General features: G+C 73.5%; 16 protein-coding genes and 1 riboswitch. Of the genes, 4 read left to right on the top strand and 12 right to left on the bottom strand.

Going from position 1 to position 20,596, the window contains the following annotated elements; translation table 11 throughout:
* Window positions 1-2: 2 nt before the first annotated feature.
* From H566_RS23545 to H566_RS0107085, 12 genes are all read right to left on the bottom strand, one after another.
* Window positions 3-1,136 carry an aminotransferase class I/II-fold pyridoxal phosphate-dependent enzyme gene (locus H566_RS23545; RefSeq protein WP_051378293.1) on the bottom strand — a complete coding sequence of 378 codons (1,134 nt, stop codon included), beginning with the start codon at window positions 1,134-1,136 and terminating at the stop codon, window positions 3-5.
* A 34-nt stretch (window positions 1,137-1,170) separates the two neighbouring features.
* The gene (locus H566_RS23540) at window positions 1,171-2,136 is read right to left on the bottom strand and encodes a CobD/CbiB family cobalamin biosynthesis protein (protein ID WP_342668676.1); all 966 of its coding nucleotides are present in this window, start codon (window positions 2,134-2,136) and stop codon (window positions 1,171-1,173) included.
* Window positions 2,137-2,141: 5 nt separating this feature from the next.
* Entirely contained in the window at window positions 2,142-2,711 is a 570-nt protein-coding gene (gene cobO, locus H566_RS0107130) for a cob(I)yrinic acid a,c-diamide adenosyltransferase (protein WP_028310898.1), read from the bottom strand.
* A gap of 30 nt (window positions 2,712-2,741) precedes the next feature.
* Window positions 2,742-3,527 carry an ABC transporter ATP-binding protein gene (locus H566_RS0107125; protein ID WP_028310897.1) on the bottom strand — a complete coding sequence of 262 codons (786 nt, stop codon included), beginning with the start codon at window positions 3,525-3,527 and terminating at the stop codon, window positions 2,742-2,744.
* Window positions 3,528-3,556: 29 nt separating this feature from the next.
* On the bottom strand, window positions 3,557-4,570 hold the full coding sequence (locus H566_RS0107120) for a FecCD family ABC transporter permease (RefSeq protein ID WP_028310896.1): 1,014 nt from the start codon (window positions 4,568-4,570) through the stop codon (window positions 3,557-3,559).
* Entirely contained in the window at window positions 4,567-5,541 is a 975-nt protein-coding gene (locus H566_RS23535) for an ABC transporter substrate-binding protein (RefSeq protein WP_084544859.1), read from the bottom strand. The genes H566_RS0107120 and H566_RS23535 overlap by 4 nt, the downstream gene beginning before the upstream one ends.
* Window positions 5,538-6,113, bottom strand: a complete 576-nt coding sequence (locus tag H566_RS0107110) for a bifunctional adenosylcobinamide kinase/adenosylcobinamide-phosphate guanylyltransferase (RefSeq protein ID WP_028310895.1) — start codon at window positions 6,111-6,113, stop codon at window positions 5,538-5,540. Before H566_RS0107110 ends, H566_RS23535 begins: the two co-directional genes overlap by 4 nt.
* A complete protein-coding gene (locus H566_RS23530) occupies window positions 6,110-7,507 on the bottom strand; it encodes a cobyrinic acid a,c-diamide synthase CobB (protein ID WP_034410957.1) in 1,398 nt (465 codons plus the stop codon). Before H566_RS23530 ends, H566_RS0107110 begins: the two co-directional genes overlap by 4 nt.
* A gap of 13 nt (window positions 7,508-7,520) precedes the next feature.
* The gene (locus H566_RS0107100) at window positions 7,521-9,341 is read right to left on the bottom strand and encodes a TonB-dependent receptor domain-containing protein (protein WP_034410956.1); all 1,821 of its coding nucleotides are present in this window, start codon (window positions 9,339-9,341) and stop codon (window positions 7,521-7,523) included.
* A gap of 72 nt (window positions 9,342-9,413) precedes the next feature.
* Window positions 9,414-9,636, bottom strand: a riboswitch (cobalamin riboswitch).
* Between the two features lie 43 nt (window positions 9,637-9,679).
* The gene (locus H566_RS0107095) at window positions 9,680-11,140 is read right to left on the bottom strand and encodes an NAD-dependent succinate-semialdehyde dehydrogenase (RefSeq protein ID WP_034410955.1); all 1,461 of its coding nucleotides are present in this window, start codon (window positions 11,138-11,140) and stop codon (window positions 9,680-9,682) included.
* Window positions 11,141-11,355: 215 nt separating this feature from the next.
* Window positions 11,356-11,736, bottom strand: coding sequence for a hypothetical protein (locus H566_RS27310; protein WP_051378291.1), 381 nt, complete (start codon window positions 11,734-11,736; stop codon window positions 11,356-11,358).
* Window positions 11,737-11,952: 216 nt separating this feature from the next.
* Window positions 11,953-13,026: an NADP(H)-dependent aldo-keto reductase gene (locus H566_RS0107085; protein WP_028310892.1), complete on the bottom strand. Its 1,074-nt coding sequence runs from the start codon at window positions 13,024-13,026 to the stop codon at window positions 11,953-11,955.
* A 358-nt stretch (window positions 13,027-13,384) separates the two neighbouring features.
* Here H566_RS0107085 and H566_RS0107080 point away from each other — a divergent pair, with 358 nt between their 5' ends.
* The 4 genes from H566_RS0107080 (at window position 13,385) to H566_RS0107065 (ending at window position 20,551) form a co-directional block, all read left to right on the top strand.
* The gene (locus tag H566_RS0107080; protein WP_028310891.1) at window positions 13,385-14,422 is read left to right on the top strand and encodes a S1/P1 nuclease; all 1,038 of its coding nucleotides are present in this window, start codon (window positions 13,385-13,387) and stop codon (window positions 14,420-14,422) included.
* Window positions 14,423-14,645: 223 nt separating this feature from the next.
* A complete protein-coding gene (locus H566_RS23520; RefSeq protein WP_051378578.1) occupies window positions 14,646-15,899 on the top strand; it encodes an efflux RND transporter periplasmic adaptor subunit in 1,254 nt (417 codons plus the stop codon).
* Between the two features lie 16 nt (window positions 15,900-15,915).
* A complete protein-coding gene (locus H566_RS0107070) occupies window positions 15,916-19,077 on the top strand; it encodes an efflux RND transporter permease subunit (RefSeq protein ID WP_028310890.1) in 3,162 nt (1,053 codons plus the stop codon).
* Between the two features lies 1 nt (window position 19,078).
* Window positions 19,079-20,551, top strand: a complete 1,473-nt coding sequence (locus H566_RS0107065) for an efflux transporter outer membrane subunit (protein WP_028310889.1) — start codon at window positions 19,079-19,081, stop codon at window positions 20,549-20,551.
* The last annotated feature ends 45 nt before the right edge of the window (window positions 20,552-20,596 follow it).

Below are 20,596 nucleotides of genomic sequence, written 5' to 3'. Positions count from 1 at the left end.
CGTCAGGGGGTTCCGGGAGTGAGGTCGGGCGCGGGCGAAGAAAGCTCGCCCGCCGGGAGATCGCCTTGCGCGCGGCGCGCCGGCGCGAGCACCGCGTGGCCCATGCGCCGCCAGGCGACGGCGAGCGCGTCCTGCGACGCGGGCGCGAGCACGCCGAGCCGCAGCGCGCCCGGCAGGCCGAAGGACGCGGTGTCGCGCACGCGTATGCCGGCGGCGCGCAGCGCGGCGGCGTCAGCCGGACGGTCGGGAACCGCGCAGAAGAAGTTGGCGAGGCTCGGCAGCAAGCTCCAGCCGAGGTCGGCGCACAGCGCCTGCTGGCGCGCCTTCCAGGCGGCGAGCGTGACGCGGCTGGCGGCCAGCCATGCCTGCGCGGCCGGCGTGGCCCAGGCGGCGAGCATGGCGACGCCGTCGGCGCCGAGCGGCCAGGACGGCGCGAGCGCGTCGAGTTCGGCGACGAGCGCGTCGGCGCCGGGCGGCGCGATCGCATAGGCGGCGCGCACGCCGGTCAGGCCGAGCGCCTTGTTCGGCGACCAGAGCTGCCAGGCGCCCGGCAACGCCGCGGCTGCAAGCCCTTGCAGCCCGTCGAGCCGCAGCGGCGCATAGGCGCGATCGAGCATGTCGATGCGCGCCGGGCCGGCGCTCGCGGCCAGCGCGGCGAGTTCCGGTTCGGGCTGGCCGAGCGGGCTCGACGGCTCGCAGACCCAGGCGAGCGCGGCCTCGGCCGGCCTGTTGGCGCGCGCGAGGCCGTGGGCGCGCGCCGCGTGGGCGTAGTCGCCGTAGGCATGGCGCGGCCACCACGCCGCGCCGCGCCGGCGCGCGACGAGGCCACTCAGGCGCTGGATGAATTCGCTCGCGCTCGCGGCGATGACGATGCGTTCCGCCGCGACGCCGTGCAGGGCGGCAAGCGCGGCGCGCGACGCGGTGCCGGCCGGGTCGGGGTAGCGCGTGAAGTCGGCGCGGCGCAGCGCGGCGAGCGCGGCCGGACAGGGGCCGCAGGCATTGGCGTTGGTCGAGAAGTCGTGCGGCAGCGGGCCGAGCGCGTCGGGGCCGCCGTGGATGCGCGCCGGCGGCGGCGTGGCGGCGAAGGTCGCGCTGTCCGGCCGCGCGGCGGCGCGGCGCGGGTCGGGCGGCGTCATGGCACGCCTCCGCCGGCCAGCGTTGCAAGCGCTGTCAGCGCCGGCAGCCACCAGGCCAGCAGACGCCGCGCCCGGCCCGCCAGCAGCAGCGCGCGCAGCGTGTCGGCGCCGAGCGGCGCGCGTCCGGCCGCGTTGAGCGTGTAGCCGCCGGGCTTGCGCAGCCGCAGGCCGAGCAGCAGCGCCATCGCGCCCATCGGCCAGCCGCCGTTGGGCGACGGCGTGCGCGCCGCCTCGGCCGCGAGCGCCACGCCGAAGCCGCGCGCGGCGGCCGGCGCATCGGCCGCGCCGCCCTGCGGCAGCGAGCCAGGCCCGCCGCGAGCCACAGCAGCAGCGCCGTGAGCCGCGCCGGCAGCCAGGACAGCGCATCGTCCACGCGCGCCGCCACGCGCCCGGCGCGGGTCCAGTCGCGCCCGCCGCGTTCGCCGCGATAGCCCCACATCGCATCGGCCGTGTTCGCGTAGCGATAGACGACCGCGCCCGGCAGCCCCGCGACGGCAAACCAGAACAGCGGCGCGACCACCGAATCGTTGAGGTTCTCGGCGAGGGTCTCGATCGCCGATTCGCGCACGCCGGCCGCGTCGAGCGCGGCCACGTCGCGGCTCACGAGCCACGCCAGCCGCGCGCGCCCGGCGTCGAGCGATTGGGCGAGCGCGTTCTCCACCGCCCTCACCTCGTCGGCCAGCATCCGCCACGCGAACATCGGCTTGAGCAGCAGCACCAGCAGCGGCAGCGCGAGCCAGACCGGCAGCGTGGCGAGCCAGCGCTGCGCGCCCCAGGCCGCGAGGCCGAAGGCCAGCGCGCCCGCGCCCCAGGCCAGGCCGCCGGCCGCGATGCGCCAGCGCCCGCCCGCGCCCTGCCCGGCCGGCGGCGCCACGCGCGGCCCGGCCAGCGCCAGCCAGCGCCCCATCGCCACCACCGGATGCAGCCGCGCCGGCGGTTCGCCCGCGACGCGGTCGAGCCAGAGCGCGAGCGGCAGGGCCAGCACTGCAATCGCTTGCACGAAGCTCAGTCCTCGATGCCGCGCTGGGCCGGGATGCCGGCGTCGAAGGCGTGCTTGATCTTGGTCATCTCGGTCACGGTGTCGGCCAGCGCGACGATCTCGGGCGGGCAGCGCCGGCCGGTGAGGCAGACCGTGACGCCGGCCGGGCGGCGGCGCAGCGTGTCGAGCACATCGTCGAGCGCGATCCAGCCGTAGATGAGCGGATAGGTGATCTCGTCCAGCACGACGAGGAACAGCTCGCCGCCGAGGATGCTTTCCCTGGCGCGCGCCCAGCCTTCGCGCGCGAGTTGCGCCGAATGCTCCAGGTCCTGGCTCTTCCAGCTGAAGCCGTCGCCGAGGCCTTCGACCGGCAGGCCGATGCGCTCGAACATGCGGTGCTCGCCGAAGCGCGCGCTCGGCACCTTCATGAACTGCCACACCTTCACGGCCTTGCTGCGTCCGAAGGCGCGCAGCGCGAGGCCGAAGGCGGCGGTGCTCTTGCCCTTGCCGTCGCCGGTGTTGACGATGACGAGGCCGCGGCGGTCGCCGGTGGCGCGGTCGTAGGGCTTCTCGGTGGGCGGTGTCTCGATCTGCATGGTGGGGCCTCCGGAGGATTGCGGGCGTTGTCAGGGCAGCGGCAGCGCGACGCGCCAGCCGTCGATCTCGCGGATCGCGATGCGGTGCTCGAACACGGCTTCGAGCGCGCGGTGGGTGGCCGGGTCGGCGCAGGCGCCGCGATGCGCGACGCGGCCGTCGGCCAGCACCACCAGCCAGTCGGCCTGGAGCGCGAAGCCGACCTCGTGCAGCACGCTCACGACGCCGCGGCCGGCGCCGGCCAGCTCGCGCACGAGGCGCAGCCAGTCGGCCTGGTGCGGCGGGTCGAGGTTGGCGAGCGGTTCGTCCATGAGCAGCACGTCGGCCTCGACCGCGAGCGCGCGCGCCAGCAGCACGCGCTGGCGCTCGCCGCCCGAGAGCTGGCCGAGCCGCCGGTCGCGCCAGTCCCAGGCCTGGGTGGCGCGCAGCGCGCGCTCGGCGGCGGCATGGTCGGCCGGGCCGGGCTGAGCCAGCCAGGACTGGTGCGGCAGGCGGCCGAGCAGCGCCACGTCGAGCACGCTCAGATCGGGCGCGACGGCCTCGTTCTGGCCGAGCCAGGCGAGCCGGCGCGCGCGCTCGCGGCGGTGGATGGCGGCGAGCGGGCGGCCGAGCAGGCTCAGCTCGCCGCGATGCGGCAGCAGGCCGGCGAGCGCGCGCAGCAGCGTGCTCTTGCCGGCGCCGTTGGGGCCGACGATGGCGGTCCAGGCGCCGGCGGGCAGGTCGAGGTCGATGCCGTGCAGCACCGGCCGGCCGCCGAGGTCGGCGGCGAGGCCGCGCGCCGCGAGCGCCGGCACGCCGTCGGCGGCAAGCGCCTTCATGGCGGCGAGCACGGGACGGGCGGCGTGGTTCATTCGTCCAGCCCCCGGCCGCGATGCATGAGCCAGAGCAGGTAGCCGCCGCCGATCACGGCGGTCACGCTGCCCACCGGCAGTTCCTGCGGCCGGATGATCCAGCGCGCGAACAGGTCGGCCGCGAGCAGCAGCGCGCCGCCGGTGATGGCCGACAGCAGCAGCATCGGCCCGTGCGTGGTGCGGATGCGCGCGCGCACCAGATGCGGCGCAACCAGCCCGACGAAGGCGACCAGCCCGGTCTGGGCGACGGCGCAGCCGGTGGCGAGCGCGAGCGCGCCGATCAGCGCCGCGCGCATCGCGCCGAGCGGCAGGCCGAGGCTGAGCGCCGTGGTCTCGCCCAGCGCCAGCGCGTCGAGCATGCGCGCGAGCAGCAGCGCGACCGCGAGGCAGAGCGCGAGGCCGCCGGCCATCACGCCGCAGCCGGCCCAGCCGATGAAGCCGGTCGAGCCGAGCATGAAGGCCTGCATCGCCTGGAGGATCTCGGGCGTGAGCAGCGCGATCAGCGACGACGCCGAGCCGAGCACCATGCCGACGATCACGCCCGCCAGCAGCAGCCGCAGCCGGTGTCGCACGCCGCCCGCGAGCACCAGCGTGAGCAGCACGCCGGCGGTCGCGCCCGCGAAGGCGGCGCCGGTCAGGCCCAGCCTTGCAAGCCATTGCAAGGTGGCCGGCGAGCCGCCGAACAGCATCAGCCAGCCCGCCACGCCCAGCGACGCGCCCGAGGCGCTGCCGAGCAGATAGGGGTCGGCCAGCGGATTGCGGAACAGCCCCTGCGCGATGCCGCCCGCGAGCGCCAGCAGCGCGCCCGCGAGCCAGCTCCCGAGCGAGCGCGGCAGCCGGATGTCGAGCACGATGCGGCGCGCGAACTCGTCGTCGAGCGCCTGCCAGACCGCGTCGATGCCGGTGCTGCCGGTGCTCGCGCCGAGCAGCAGCAGCGCCAGTCCGAGCAGCAGGCCACCCGCGCCTAGCAGGCGCGCGCGGCGGTCGCGGGCCGAGGGCGGTGGCGTCACGGACGGGCCTTGGCGGTGGCGGGCACGGCGGGCGCGGCCGACCTCGTGGCGGGCACGGCGACGGGCGTGACGGCGGCCGGTGCGCTGACGGCGGCGGGCAGGCCCTGCCCCTTCGCCACGAGGCAGTCGGCCATGATCCGCGCCGCCTCGGGCATGCGCGGGCCGGGATGCACGAGCACCTCCGACTGCTCGGGCGCGAACACGCACACGCGCCGCTCGCGGATCGCGCGGATGCCGCTCCAGCCCGGCCGCTCGTCCATGCCGGTGTAGTTGCGGTCGCCCACCATGATGAGCGCCGGGTCGGCGCGCACCACGTATTCGGGATTGAGCTTGGGAAACGGCCCGAGCCCGGCCGGCACGATGTTGAGCGCGCCGAGCCGCGCCAGCGTCTCGCCGATGAAGGACGAGGCGCCCGCCGCATACGGCGCGCGGTTCACCTCGAAGTACACGCGGGTGCCGCGCACGGCGGCCGGCAGCGTGGCCGCGATCGCGTCGATGTCGGTCTCGATGTGCTGCCACAGGCGCTCGCCGTCGGCGGCCGGCAGGCCGAGCGCCAGCGCGAGCTTGCCGATCACGCGGTGCACGTCGGCCTGGCTGCGCGGCTCGAGCGCCAGCACGCGCAGGCCGAGGGCGCGCAGCCGCTCGCTCGCGCGCGACGAGGTCGCCACCAGCACGAGGTCGGGCCGCAGCGCGGTGATCGCCTCGATGTTGGGATCGAGGCCGCCGCCGAGGCGTGGCAGGCCGGCGATGCTCTCGGGCCAGGTCGAGTAGCGGTCCACGCCCACGAGCCGGGCGCACTGGCCGAGGGCGCAGACGGTCTCGGTGAGCGAGGGCAGCAGACTCACGACACGCGCCGGCGCGGCCGGCAGCTCGACGGTGGTGCCGGCGTCGTCGTCGAGGCGGATGGGCGTGGCGGCGGCCGGCGCGAGGCCGGTCAGCAGCAGCAGCGCGAGCAGCAGCGGGCGCGTCATGCGGAGTCTTCCTTGAGGGTGAGCGGCAATCCCGCCGCCATGAGCGTGACACGCTCGCAGACGGCGGCGACGCGCTGGTTGATCTGGCCGAGCGCATCGACGAAGGCGCGCACCTCGCGCCCGAGCGGGATGACGCCGAGGCCGATCTCGTTGCCGACCAGCACCACCGGCCCGCGCGCGCGGTCGAGCGCGGCGAGCAGCGCGGCCTGTTCCGGCTCGGGCGCGTGGCTCTCGCCGCTCGCGGGCATGAGCAGGTTGGTGAGCCAGAGCGTGAGGCAGTCGATGACGACGAGGCTGTCGGGCGTGCTCGCGGCGTCGAGCGCGGCGCCGAGTGCGAGCGGCACTTCGAGCGTGGTCATGCCGGGCAGGCGCAGCGCGCGGTCGGCGCGGTGGCGCTCGATGCGGGCGCGCATCTCGGCGTCATGCGGCGTGGCGGTGGCGAGCAGCAGCGCGCGCCGGCCCGGTGCGGCCGCGAGCCAGTGCGCGGCGAGCAGTTCGGCGCGGCGCGACTTGCCGCTGCGCTGTCCGCCGAGGATGAGTTCGCGCCGGGCAAGACCGGCGGGCGCGGTCATGCGGCGCTCCCGGGCAAGGCGGCGGCGGGCGCCGCGCCGATGCCCGCGATGGCACCGGCCGCATGCGCGCCTGCGTTTCCGCGCGGCAGGAACAGCCGCGCCGTCGCCTCGGGCGAGGACGCGAAGCGCGGATGGAAGAAGCTCGCGAGCACCGGGCCGTGGCGGTACACCGCCTCGCCATGCCCGCGCCCGGCCGGCTCGCTGTGCGCGATGACCTCGGCGCGGCTGACGCAGGCGGCGTAGTGGAAGCTGTGGCCGCGCAGCTCGTGACCGTCGAGCCGCAGGCGCTGCGGGCCGAGACCGGCCAGACGCCGCTGCATCGCCACGGCGCCCGGCAGCAGGCCCCAGAGGCGGTATTCGTCGCCGTCGGCGAGGCTGAGGGTGTCGGCCAGCAGCATGAGGCCGCCGCACTCGGCCCACACCGGCATGCCGGCCGCGATCCGCGCCGCGAGCGCGTCGCGCAAAGGGCGGTTGGCCGCGAGCCGGCCCGCGTGCAGCTCGGGATAGCCGCCGGGCAGCCAGACGGCATCGCAGGCCGGCAGGCGCGTGTCGGCCAGCGGCGAGAAGAATTCGACCTGGGCACCGAGCGCCGCGAGCGTGGCGAGGTTGGACGGGTAGATGAAGCAGAAGGCCGCGTCGCGCGCGACCGCGATGCGCCGGCCCGCGAGCAGCGGCGGCACCGGCGCGGCCGGCGGCGGCGCGGCGAAGCCGGTGTCGAAGCGGCGCGCGAGCGCGGCGCTGTCGAGCCGGCCGAGCGGCGTCGTGGCCAGCGCGTCGGCGGCGGCGTCGATGCGCGCCAGCGCGTCGCCCAGCTCGCCCGCGAGCGTGAGGCCGAGATGGCGTTCGGGCAGCGTCCAGGCCGGGCTGCGCGGCAGCGCGCCGAGCCAGTCGTCGATGTCGTTGAGGCTGTCGCGCAGCATGTCGGCATGGCCGGCGCCGGCGGTGCGGTTGGCCAGCACGCCGGCCCAGCGCAGGCCCGGCCGGTAATGGCGCAGGCCGAAGGCGAGCGCGCCGAAGCTGCCCGCCATCGCGCCGGCGTCGATGACGGCCAGCACCGGCAGGCCGAAGCGCTGGGCCAGGTCGGCGGCCGAGGGCTGGCCGTCGAACAGACCCATCACGCCCTCGACGAGGATGAGGTCGCTGCGCGCGGCGGCCGCGTGCAGGCGGGCGGCGCAATCGGCCTCGCCGTTGATCCACAGGTCGAGCTGCTCGACCGGCCGGCCGCTGGCCAGTTCATGCCAGGCCGGATCGATGAAGTCCGGCCCGACCTTGAACACGCTCACCCGCCGGCCCGCGCGCGCATGCAGCCGCGCGAGCGCCGAGACGACGGTGGTCTTGCCCTGGCCGGACGCCGGCGCGGCGACCAGCAACGCTGGGCAGCGGGTGACGGACATGCTCAGGCTCCTTTCAGCGCGGCGCCCAGGTGAGGTTGAGCCAGGCGGTGCGGCCCGGGTTGGCGTAGGTGCGCGCGGTCTCGTAGTCGCGGTCGGCGAGGTTGTCGACGCGCGCGAGCACGGTCCAGTCGCGCGCGATGCGGCGCGAGGCATGCACGCCGAGCAACGCATAGCCGCCGAGCGCCTGGGTGTTGGCGGCGTTGTCCCAGCGCCGGCCGCTGGCTTGCAGGCTGGCGCCGAGCGTCCAGTCGGCGACGCGGGTGTCGGCGGTGACGTTGCCGTGCAGGCGCGAGCGGCGCGCGAGCAGCCGGCCGCTGTCGGTATCGCGCGGCAGCTGCCAGTCGAGCGAGCCGGCGAGGTCGATCGCGCCGAGCCGCGTCGCGCCGCTGAAGGTCGCGCCTTCCATCTCGGCATGGCCGGTGTTGCCGTAGCAGCCGAAGCTCGACGCGCAGGGGCCGGCGGCGCCGAAGTTGATGAGGTTGGTCACGCGGTTGCGGTAGACCACCACGCCGGCCTGATCCGCGCCGTCGAGCATGCGCAGGCCGAATTCGAGGTTGCGGCTGGTCTCGGGGTCGAGCGTGGCGACGCCGTACTGGCTGTAGCGCTGGTAGAGCGTCGGCGCGCGGAAGGCGGTGCCGAAGGAGGCGCTCAGGCGCCAGGCGGGCGCGAGCTTCCAGCCCCAGGCGAGGCTGCCGTTGGTCTTGCCGCCGAACTCGCTGTCGTCGTCCACGCGCGCATTCGCCTGGAGGGCGTGGGCGCCGAGTTCGAGGCCGGCGCCCGCGAGCACCGCGTTCTGGCTGCGCTCGCCCCGACCGCCGGCGACGCTGGTGTTGTCGAGCCGGTCCTCGCGCCGTTCGGCGCCGAGGCGCAGCCGCGCCGGGCCGGTGCGCCATTCGCTGTCGAGCAGGTAGTTGCGCAGCCGCGTGTCGGTGAAGTAGGGCGACGGGCGGGTCTCGTAGCGGGTGTGGCTCTCGCCGGCGTTGGCGCGCAGCGTCCAGTCGGGCGACAGCTCGGCGCTCCAGGCCAGGCCGGTGGTGAGCAGGTGATGCCGGCTGTGGTCGTCGGCGCTGCGCGAGCCGTCGTACTGGCTGTCGAGCGAGGTCCACAGCAGCGTGGCGTCGAGGCGCTGGCCGGCTACGGGCCTGAGGCCGACGCGCGCATTGGCCGAGCTGCGGCGGTAGCCGTCGTCGTCGGGGTTGGCGCTGGCCAGGCGGCGCGCGTTGAAGCCGTCGCTGATCTCGCGGCTGATGCCGGCGGCCCAGTCCACCAGCTCGCCGCCCTGGCTGGCGCTCGCCTCGACGCGGCCGGTGCGCTGGCTGCCGACGCCGGCCGACAGCACCGGCGCGAAGGCGCCCTCGCCCTTGCGCGTGAAGATCTGGATCACGCCGGCGATGGCGTCGGAGCCGTACACGGCGGCGGCCGGGCCGCGCAGGATCTCGATGCGCTCGATGCGCGACAGCGGGATCGCTTCCCAGGCCGCGCCGCCGGTCGATTGCGAATCGACGCGCACGCCGTCCACGTACACGGCGGTGAAGCGGCTGTCGGCGCCGCGCACGTACAGGCTGGTGGTCGCGGTCGGCCCGCCGTTGCGGGCCAGCTCGATGCCGGGCGAGCGCGCGAGCAGGTCGGCGACGCCGGTGGCGCCCGCCTGCTCGATGCGCTCGCGGTCGATGACGGTGATGTCGGCCAGCGTCTCGGCGGCGGGCTGCTCGCTGCGCTGGGCGGTGACGACGATGTCGTCGAGACGGATGGGTTGGGCGTGGACGGACGTGACGGAGGTCAGCGCGAACAGCGCCGGCAAGGACGCGATGACGCGCCCGGAATGGACTGGCATGAAATGGAACCGGAACAACGGACTGCCCTCACCGCCTTCCCCGACAGTGCATGGGCCAATGGCACGCCGCGCGGGCGTGTCGCCTTGTTGGCCGGTATCCGGGCTGGCAAACACGCCCATCGCCTTCCCACCGGCGCGAGGCCGGCAGTGGCGTTGGATGGGCGTCAGGCGGATGCCTGTTTGCCTACCGTTGCGGGGGCAGCGAGGTTGGGCCGGCATGGCGCCGACCGTCCTTCTTCCCGTTTAACTCGCGGTCACGAACGGACCGCGGAGCACCAACGGCGCGGAGGATAGCCCAGCGTCCGGGCCATCAGGTCCGGCTTCCCGCCGTGCGGGCGTCAGATGCCGCCGAAGCACAGGTACTTGATTTCCAGGTAGTCCTCGATGCCGGCGCGGCCGCCCTCGCGCCCGAGGCCCGACTGCTTCACGCCGCCGAAGGGCGCGACCTCGGTCGAGATGAGGCCGGTGTTGATGCCGACCATGCCCACCTCCATCGCCTCGGCCACGCGGAAGGCGCGGCCGATGTCGCGCGTGAAGAAGTAGCCCGCGAGGCCGCTCTCGCTGGCGTTGGCGAGCGCGAGCGCCTCGGCCTCGGTCTCGAAGCGGAACACCGGCGCCACCGGCCCGAAGGTTTCCTCGCGCGCGATGCGCATCGCGGGCGTGACGCCGGCCAGCACCGTCGGCGCGTAGAAGTTGGCGCCGGCCTCGTGGCGCCTGCCGCCCGTCACCACGCGCGCGCCTTGCCCGATCGCGTCGGCGACGTGCGACTCGACCTTGGCGACGGCGCGCGCGTCGATGAGCGGCCCCTGCACCGTGCCCTCGGCATCGCCGGGGCCGACCTTGAGCGCGGCGGCGCGCGCGCCGAGCTTCTCGACGAAGGCGTCGTGGATGCCGGCCTGCACGATGAAGCGGTTGGCGCAGACGCAGGTCTGGCCCGAGTTGCGGTACTTGGCGGCGACCGCGCCCTCGACGGCGGCATCGAGATCGGCGTCGTCGAACACGATGAAGGGCGCGTGGCCGCCGAGTTCCATGCTCACCTTCTTGACCGTGTCGGCGGCCTGGGCGAGCAGCAGCTTGCCCACGGCGGTCGAGCCGGTGAAGGTGATCTTGCGCACCGCCGGATGCTTCGTGAGCACGCCGCCGATCGCGGCCGCGTCGCCCGTCAGCACGTTGAACACGCCGCGCGGAATGCCGGCGCGGCGCGCCAGCTCGGCCAGCGCGAAGGCCGACAGCGGCGTGAGTTCGGCCGGCTTGAGCACCATCGTGCAGCCGGCCGCGAGCGCCGGCGCGAGCTTGCGGGCGATCATCGCGTTGGGGAAGTTCCAGGGCGTGATCGCGCCCACCACGCCCACCGGCTGCCGGATGGCGATGAGGCGCTTGTCGGCCGCGTGGGCGGGGATGGTTTCGCCGTAGATGCGGCGGGCCTCCTCGGCGAACCAGCGCAGGTAGCCGGCGCCGTAGCGGATCTCGCCGCGCGACTCGGCCAGCGGCTTGCCCTGCTCGGCGGTGAGCAGGCGAGCGAGGTCTTCGACGTTGTCGATGAGCAGGTCGTGCAGCTTCATGAGCAGGCGCGAGCGCTCGTCGGCGGTGAGCGCGCGCCAGGCGGGCAGCGCGCGTTCTGCGGCGATGACGGCGGCCTCGGTCTCGGCCGCGCCGAGCCTGGGCACGCGGGCGACGAGCGTGCCGCGCGCGGGGTCGATCACGTCGAGCGTGTCGGCGCCGGTGATCCATTCACCGTCGATGAAACAGGCCTCGCGCAGCAGCGAGGGATCGGAAAGCGTGAGCGAAGTGGTGGTCATGGACTGGACTGTGAAAGCGGTTGCAGGCCGGACGCGGCCGGGCCGGCGGCGGCGCCCGCATGCGGCGCGGCGCCCTGCCCCGTCCCGTCTGCCGCGCGCCTGGCCTCAGGCCGCGGCATGGACCCGGGCGCGTGCCGGGTCCCATTCGATGCGGACATGGTCGCCGATCGCGGCGGCCGCTTCGGGATTGTCACCAAGCGGGCGGCGGCGGAGGTTCAGAGCAGCACGTCGGCGCGCAGCGTCATCTGCTTGCCGGCGGTGGTCCAGACGGTGAAGGGCACGAACAGCGCGCGGCCGAGCGTGCCGTCGATGAGGCAGCGCGGCTGGGCGATGGCGAAGGGCGTCTCGCTGCCGTCCTCGAACACGATCTCGACCATCGCGTCGGGCGTCTCGGCGCTCGGCTCGATCGTGACGCTGCGGCCGGTGCGCATCTCGTCCAGCGCGCCCTCGAAGCTCGGTGGCACCAGCAGCCTGAGCTTGCCGGCGCGGTTCGACAGCAGGCAGTGCCCCGAGGCGGTGTGCGCGATCGACCAGGCGCGCACGAGCAGGGATTCGACGTGGGTTTCGTGCCAGGCGGTGGCCGAGGCGGCGGGCATGCGCTTGTCTCCGGGCAAGGGGGCGAAGTGGGCGCGACCCGCGTCGTCGGGCCGTGCACTCCCTGCTCTTCGGCATGCCCGAGCGGAATTGAAGGGTGTTCCGCCCAGGGATCCGCATCGCCGGCCGGCGCGGCGCCCGAGTCCTGCCGCGCCGGGTCGCGCACGCTGGCGCGGCGTCACATGCGTCGGCCCGGTGGGCCGAGCGCGCACCCGGCGTCAGGGCGCCGGATTGGGCCAGCGCTGGTGGATCGCGTCGATCGCCGCGAGCAGGTCGGGCGGCAGTTCGATGTCGACGCTCGCGATGTTGTCGCGCAGCTGGTCCATCGTCGTCGCGCCGATGATGTTCGATGCGACGAAACCCCGGCTGTTGACGAAGGCGAGCGCGCCCTGGGCCGGGTCGATGCCGGCCTGGCGGAAGAGCTTCACGTACTCGTAGGCGGCGGCTTCGGTGTTGCCCGAGCTGTAGCGCTGGAAGCGGTCGAACAGGCTCAGCCGCGCGCCGGCCGGCTTCTGGCCGCCGAGGTACTTGCCGCTCAGCACGCCGAAGGCCAGCGGCGAATAGGCGAGCAGGCCCACGTCCTCGCGCAGGCTCATCTCGGCCAGGCCGACCTCGAAGCTGCGGTTCAGCAGGCTGTAGGGGTTCTGGATGCTCGCGACGCGCGGCAGCCCGGCAAGCTGCGAATGCAGCAGGAACTGGCTCACGCCCCAGGGCGTCTCGTTGCTCAGGCCGACATGGCGCACCTTGCCGCTCTTCACGAGGCCGTCGAGGGCTTCGAGCGTTTCGAGGATGGGGACCGTGTCTTCCTCGGGCACATGGGTGTAGCCGAGCTGGCCAAAGAAGTTGGTGCTGCGGTCGGGCCAGTGCAGCTGGTACAGATCGACGTGATCGGTCTGCAGGCGCCTGAGGCTGTCGTTGAGCGCTTCTTCGAGGTTGGCTCGCGTGAGGTTCGTGCGGCCGCCGCGGATGTGCGACGGGCGCGCGGGGCCCTTGGTGGCGCCGGCCGGCGCACGCGTCGGGCCGGCGGCCTTGGTCGCGAGCACGAAGCTGTCGCGGCGCGACCGGTTGGCGGCAATCCACGAGCCGATGTAGCTCTCGGTGCGGCCTTGTGTCTCGGGGCGCGGCGGCACCGGATACATCTCGGCGGTGTCGATGAAGTTGACGCCGTTGTCGAGCGCGTAGCCGATCTGCGCATGCGCCTCGGCCTCGGTGTTCTGCTCGCCCCAGGTCATGGTGCCGAGGCAGATCAGGCTGACGTCGAGGCCGGTTCGGCCGAGTTTTCGGTATTTCAAGACGGGCTCCTGACGGTGCCGGCGCGCGCCGGCGCATGAAGACGGACCCGAAAGCTGCCATGACAGCGACCCGGAAGGCAAAGCTTTCCTCATGCGCGGCTTGCATGTCGCCGGCCATGGGCGGCGAGGCGCGCGCATGATCCGCGCGGTCCGGCAGCGCAATCGGGCGCGCCGTTGCCCGCCGGCCACGCCACCCGCCACGCGTTTGCAACCGCGATTGCCCGCCCACGGCCGCCGGGCGCAGGCTTCGCGCCCCCGAGCCGACGGGCCGTTCGCGTCCGCGCTCCGGCCAGCGCCGCCGTCCCGGTCGCGCCGCGCGCCACGGGCCTCACCTTCAAGCCTCACCGCAGTCCGCTTCATGAACCTCGCACAACGTCTCGCCGCGCTGGCCCTGCTCGCCGCCGCCCTCGCCTTTCACGCACCCCATGCCCGCGCCTGGGGCGGTGACGGCCACCAGACCGTCGGCGCGATCGCCGACCAGCTGCTCGCCGGCAGCCGTGCCGCCGACGAAGTGAAGCGACTGCTCGGCGGCCTGAGCCTGCGCGACGCCGCCACCTGGGCCGATTGCGCCAAGGGCGTCGAGCGCGACGGCGACTACGGCTGGCGCTACGCCACCGAAGGCCGCTACCGCGACTGCCGCATCTTCGAGAGCGATGCCGGCGAACGCGCGATGGTCGATTTCGTGCGCCGCAACGAGGACAACTGCCGCCGCGAACCCGGCGACGAGATCTGCCACAAGGGCTACCACTACACCGACGTCGCGCTCCAGCGCCGCGCCTGGGCGCTCGGCCGCGTCGGCACGCGCGAGAGCGACATCGTCGGCGCCACGACCGCCGCGATCCGCATGCTGCGCAGCGGCTTCGCGCCGCCGCCCTTCCGCTTCGAGAGCAGGCGCGAGGCGCTGCTGCTGCTCGCGCATTACGTCGGCGACATCCACCAGCCGCTGCACGTCGGCGCCGTCTATCTCGACGACGCCGGCCAGCGCGTCGATCCCGACAATGACGTGTACGACCGCCGCCGCATGGAGACCACCGGCGGCAACGCCATCCGCAGCCTGCGCGCCGACGGCCGCGAAGGCGCGAGCCTGCATGCGCTGTGGGACGACGTCCCCGCCGCGCTCGGCCCCGACAGGATCGATGCGCGCTGGCTTGCCTCGGCACGGCGCGTGGCGCAATCGGACGGCCCGATCGACGACTGGCCCGCGCAATGGGCCACGCAATCGCTGTCACAGGCGCGCCGCGCCTACCGCGACATCGACTTCTCTCCACGCGAAGGCGGCCACTGGGACGCCCGCCTGCCCGGCGGCTACAAGGACATGAAGACCGACATCCAGAAGACCCAGCTCACGCTCGCGGGCGCGCGGCTCGCGCAAGTGCTGCGCGCGATCTGGCCCTGAGCGGCAGCGTCCGCGACCATCGCAGCGCCAGCCCACCACCGCTCCCGCCGCCCGGCCGCCGTCGCGGCTTCGGCCGCTCGGGTCGGCGATCCGCGCCAATCCGGTTACAAATCGAAGCATGAGGGAATTACTGTCATGGCAGCTTCTTTTCTAGAATGAACGATCATTCAGAAAATGCCGGCAGCCGATGCCGGACCTCATTTCTTTCTTGCGCGAGGGCTTCATGCTCAGTCCAACCATCAATAAATTCGTCCCGCTTGCGATCGTCGTGGCCGTGCTTGCGGCCTGTGGCCAGTCGGGTGGCGACCAGCACGCGGGCGGCGCGCCCGGCGGTGCGCCGCCCGCGCCCTCGGTTGGCACCGTCACCGTCGCCGCGCGCACGGTCGAGCTGAGCACCGAGCTGCCGGGCCGTACCGCCGCCTATCAGATCGCCGAAGTGCGCCCGCAGGTGGGCGGACTGCTGCGCGAGCGGCTGTTCAAGGAAGGCGCCGAGGTCAAGGCGGGCGCGCCGCTCTACCAGATCGACGCGCGCAGCTATCAGGCCGCCTTCGACAGTGCCGCCGCCGCGCTCAAGCGCGCCGAGGCCACCGCCGAATCGGCCCGCCTGACCGCCCAGCGCAACCGCGAGCTGGGCAAGATCGACGCGATCAGCAAGCAGACCGTCGAGGACAGCGACGCCGCCCTCGCCCAGGCCGAGGCCGACGTGGCCGCCCGCCGCGCCGACGTGCAGACCGCGCGCATCAACCTCGACTGGACCCGCGTGAGCGCGCCCATCACCGGCCGCATCGGCCGCTCGGCCGCGACGCCGGGCGCGCTCGTGACGGCCGGCCAGGCCGAGGCGCTCGCGACCATCCAGCAGCTCGACCCGATCTATGTGGACATCACGCAATCGAGCGCCGAGCTGCTCAAGCTGCGCCGCGCGCTGGCCGAGGGCCAGCTCAAGAGCGCGGGCGACGGCAAGGCCGCCGTGCGCCTGACGCTGGAGGACGGCAGCGCCTATGCGCTCGAAGGCAAGCTCGAGTTCGCCGAGGTGAGCGTCGATCAGGCGACGGGCGCGGTCACGCTGCGCGCCGTGTTCCCGAACCCGAAGGGCGAACTGCTGCCGGGCATGTACGTGCGCGCCGCCGTGCCGCAAGGGTCGAGCAGCGCCGCGATCACCGTGCCGCAACGCGCCGTGAGCCGCACGCCGCGCGGCGAAGCCCAGGTGATGGTGGTGGGCGCCGAGGGCAAGGCCGAGCCGAGGCTCATCGACGTGACGCGCACCGTGGGCGACAGCTGGCTCGTCGCCAAAGGGCTGAACGCCGGCGACAAGGTGATCGTCGAGGGCCTGCAATACGTGCAGCCGGGCGCGCCCGTGCAGGCGCAGGACATGAGCGCCGCGCCCGCGCAGGCCCAGGGCGGCAACGCCGCGCCGACCGGCAAGGACGCCGGATCGGCCAAGGCCGAAGCCGCGCCCGCGCAGACCGCCGCGCGCTGAGAACGGGAGCCCGATCATGTCCCGCTTCTTCATCGACCGGCCCATCTTCGCGTGGGTGCTGGCCATCATCCTGATGCTGGCCGGCGTGCTCGCCATCCGCAGCCTGCCGATCGCGCAATACCCCAGCATCGCGCCGCCCGCGGTAACCATCACGGCCAACTATCCGGGCGCCTCGGCCAAGACGCTGGAAGACACCGTCACCCAGATCATCGAGCAGCGCATGAAGGGCATCGACGGCCTGCGCTACATGAGCTCGACCAGCGACGGCGCCGGCCAGGCCCAGATCACCCTCACCTTCGACGCCGGCACCAACCCCGACATCGCCCAGGTGCAGGTGCAGAACAAGCTGCAACTGGCCACGCCGCTGCTGCCGCAGGAAGTGCAGCGCCAGGGCGTGCAGGTGACGAAGTCGACCACCAACTTCCTGATGGTGCTCGGCTTCGTGTCGCAGGACGGCGCGCTGTCCGACATCGACATCGGCGACTACGTGGCCTCGACCCTGGTCGATCCGCTCAGCCGCGTGCCGGGCGTGGGCGAGATCCAGCAGTTCGGCTCGCAGTACTCGATGCGCATCTGGCTCGATCCGCTCAAGCTCGACAACTACAAGCTCACCGTCACCGACGTGAACGACGCCATCACCGCGCAGAACGCGCAGGTGTCGGCCGGCCAGATCGGCGGCGCGCCCTCGCCCAAGGGCACGGCGCTCAACGCGACCATCACCGCACAGACGCGGCTCCAGACGCCCGAGCAGTTCGGCGACATCGTGCTGCGCACCAGCACCGCCGGCGCCACCGTGCGGCTGAAGGACGTGGCCCGGGTCGAGATCGGCGGCGAGAGCTACAACGTCATCGCGCGCTACAACGGCAAGCCGGCGGCCGGCGTGGGCGTGAAGCTCGCCACCGGCGCCAACGCGCTCGACACCGCGCATGCGGTGCGCGCCGAGATGGAGCGCCTCGGGCAGTACTTCCCGGCCGGGCTCAGCGTGGTCTATCCCTACGACACGACGCCGTTCGTGCAGGTGTCGATCCACGAGGTCGTGAAGACGCTTGCGGAAGCGGTGGTGCTGGTCTTCCTCGTGATGTACCTGTTCCTGCAGAACTTCCGCGCCACGCTCATCCCGACCATCGCGGTGCCGGTCGTGCTGCTCGGCACCTTCGCGGTGATGCTCGGCCTCGGCTTCAGCATCAACACGCTGACGATGTTCGGCATGGTGCTGGCCATCGGCCTGCTGGTGGACGACGCGATCGTCGTGGTCGAGAACGTCGAGCGCGTGATGAGCGAGGAAGGCCTCTCGCCCAAGGAAGCGACGCGCAAGTCGATGGGCCAGATCACCGGCGCGCTCGTCGGCATCGCCCTCGTGCTGAGCGCGGTGTTCGTGCCGATGGCGTTCTTCGGCGGCTCGGTGGGCGTGATCTACCGCCAGTTCTCGATCACGATCGTCGCGTCGATGCTGCTGTCGGTGGCGGTGGCCATCATCCTCACGCCGGCGCTGTGCGCGACGCTGCTCAAGCCCGTGGCCAAGGGCCATCACTACGCCGAGCGCGGCTTCTTCGGCTGGTTCAACCGCAAGTTCGAGTCGGCCACCGGCCGCTATACCGGCATGGTCGGCGCGATCGTCAGGCGCGGCCTGCGCTGGCTGGTGGTGTACGCGGCGCTGGTGGTCGGCATGGGCTTCCTGTTCCTGCGCCTGCCGACCGCCTTCCTGCCCGATGAAGACCAGGGCGTGCTGTTCGCGATGACCCAGCTGCCGCCGGGCTCGCCGCAGGAACGCACGCTGGGCGTGATCGAGCGCATGGAAGAGCACTTCATGGGCGAGAAGGAGGCCGTGAACTCGGTGTTCACCGTGGTCGGCTTCTCGTTCGCGGGCCAGGGCCAGAACACCGGCCTCGCCTTCGTCAACATGAAGGACTGGTCGCAGCGTCACCGCCCCGACCTGACGGTGAACGCCGTGGCCGGCCGCGCGATGGGCGCCTTCATGCAATGGCGCGACGCGATGACCTTCGCCTTCGCGCCGCCCGCCGTGGTGGAACTCGGCAACGCGACCGGCTTCGACGTCTACCTGCAGGACCAGACGGGCATCGGCCACGCCAAGCTGATGGAAGCCCGCAACATGCTGCTCGGCATGGCCGCGCAGGACCGGCGCCTGATGGCGGTGCGCCCCAACGGCCAGAACGACGAGCCGCAGTTCCGCGTCGACATCGACCCGGCGAAGGCCGGCGCGCTAGGCCTGAGCATGGCCGACATCAACACCACGCTCAGCACCGCCTGGGGCAGCAGCTACGTCAACGACTTCATCGACCGCGGCCGCGTCAAGCGCGTGTATCTGCAAGCGGATGCGCCGTTCCGCGTCGTGCCGGAAGACATCGACCGCTGGCGCGTGCGCAACAACGCCGGACAGATGGTGCCGTTCAGCGCCTTCGCCAGCTCGCACTGGGAATACGGCTCGCCGCGCCTGGAGCGCTACAACGGCCTGCCCGCCGTCAACATCCAGGGCATGCCGGCGCCGGGCGTGAGTTCGGGCGTGGCGATGCAGGCGATCGAGGAGATCGCGGCCAAGCTGCCGCCGGGCGTGGGTCTGGCCTGGACCGGCCTGTCGTACCAGGAAAGGCTGACGGGCTCGCAAGGGCCGGCGCTCTACGCGATCTCGCTGCTGGTGGTCTTCCTCTGCCTCGCGGCGCTGTACGAAAGCTGGTCGATCCCGTTCGCGGTCATGCTCGTCGTGCCGCTCGGCCTGCTCGGCGCGGTGCTCGCGGCGACGGGTCGCGGGCTGTCGAACGACGTGTACTTCCAGGTCGGCCTGCTGACGACGATCGGCCTTTCGGCCAAGAACGCGATCCTGATCGTCGAGTTCGCCAAGGAGCTCATGGAGAAGGAAGGCCTCGGTCTCGTCGACGCGACGCTCAAGGCGGTGCGCCAGCGGCTGCGCCCGATCCTCATGACCTCGCTCGCCTTCGCGCTCGGCGTGCTGCCGCTGGCCCTGGCCAACGGCGCCGGCTCGGGCGCGCAGAACGCGATCGGCACCGGCGTGCTCGGCGGCATGCTCGCCGCGACGCTGCTCGGCATCTTCTTCATCCCGCTGTTCTTCGTGGTGGTGCGGCGCATGTTCGGCGGCAAGCCGGCGGCCACTACCGCCGAAGCCGGCAACACCGCGCTCGCCGCGACCAGCGAGGGCCACTGACATGCACAAGACCCTGAACCTCGGCGCGCTGACAGCGCTTGCAGCGGCCCTGCTGCTCGCGGGCTGCGCCAACCTCGCGCCCGACTATCACCAGCCCGCCGCGCCGGTGCCGCAGCAATGGCCCGGCGTGCCGAGCGGCGACGGCACCACCACCATCGCGCCCGGCTCCACCGCGACCGGTGCCCCGGCCGCCGCGCGCGATCCGGCCGACATCGGCTGGCGCGACTTCCTCGCCGATGCGCGCCTGCGCCGCGTTGTGGGCCTCGCGCTCGACAACAACCGCGACCTGCGCGTCTCGGCGCTCAACATCGAGCGCGCGCGCGCGCAGTACCGCGTGCAGGACGCGGCGCGCTATCCCGAGATCGCCGCTGGCGCCAGCGCGAGCAGCCAGCGCCTGCCGACCGACCTGTCGCGCCTCGGCCGCGCCTACGTCGGCCGCACCGACAGCGTGACCATCGGCATCAGCGCCTGGGAGATCGACTTCTGGGGCCGGCTGCGCAACCTGAGCGAACAGGCCGCGCAGAGCTATCTCGCAACCGAAGACGCGCTGCGCGCCGCGCGCATCAGCCTCGTGGCCGAAGTCTCGACCGCCTGGCTCACGCTCGCGGCCGACGGCGAGAGCCTGCGCCTCGCGAGCGAGACCCTGCGCAGTCGCGAGGCCAGCCTCAGGCTCACGCAGGACAAGCTGCGCCTCGGCGCCGCGAGCGCGCTCGACATGCAGCAGGCCCGCAGCCTCGTCGAGGGCGCGCGCGCCGACGTGGAGAACGCACGCACCCTCGTCGCCCAGGACCGCAACGCGCTCGCGCTGCTGGTGGGCGGCGAGCTGCCGGCCGATGCCCTGCCCGCCGATCTCGACATCACCGTCACCCAGCTGGCCGAGCTGCCGGCGGGCCTGCCGTCCGACGTGCTGGTGCGCCGGCCCGACGTGCGCCAGGCCGAGCGCACGCTGGCGGGCGCCAACGCCAGCATCGGCGCGGCGCGCGCGGCCTACTTCCCCAACATCAGCCTCACGGCCAACTACGGCACCGCGAGCGCCGAGCTGGGCGGGCTGTTCAAGGGCGGCAGCGCCTACTGGACCTTCGCGCCATCGGTCAACCTCCCGATCTTCGACATGGGCCGGCGCCGCGCCAACGTGCAGATCGCCGAGGCCGACCGCGACATCGCCGTCGCGAGCTACGAGAAGGCGATCCAGTCGGCCTTCCGCGAAGTGGCCGACGCGCTCGCGCGCCGCGCCACCATCGACAGCGAACTGGCGGCGCGCCAGGCCGCCGTCGACGCGAGCGCCGAGGCGCTGCGCCTGACCGAGGCGCGCTATCGCCAGGGCGGCGCCGACTACCTCGGCGTGCTCGACGCCCAGCGCTCGCTGTACGCGGCCCAGCAATCGCTGATCGCGGCACGACTGGCGCGCGCGGGCAATCTCGTCACGCTCTACAAGGTGCTGGGCGGCGGCTGGCGCGACGACAGCGCGAGCTGACCGGGCCGCGCGGGCGGTGATGCATCATCCGCCGCCCGCAGGCCG

Origin of the sequence: Derxia gummosa DSM 723, assembly GCF_000482785.1 — a bacterium.
GTDB lineage: Bacteria > Pseudomonadota > Gammaproteobacteria > Burkholderiales > Burkholderiaceae_E > Derxia > Derxia gummosa.
The sequence above is the reverse complement of the archived record's forward strand: the minus strand, read 5'-3'. Positions and strand labels throughout refer to the sequence as shown.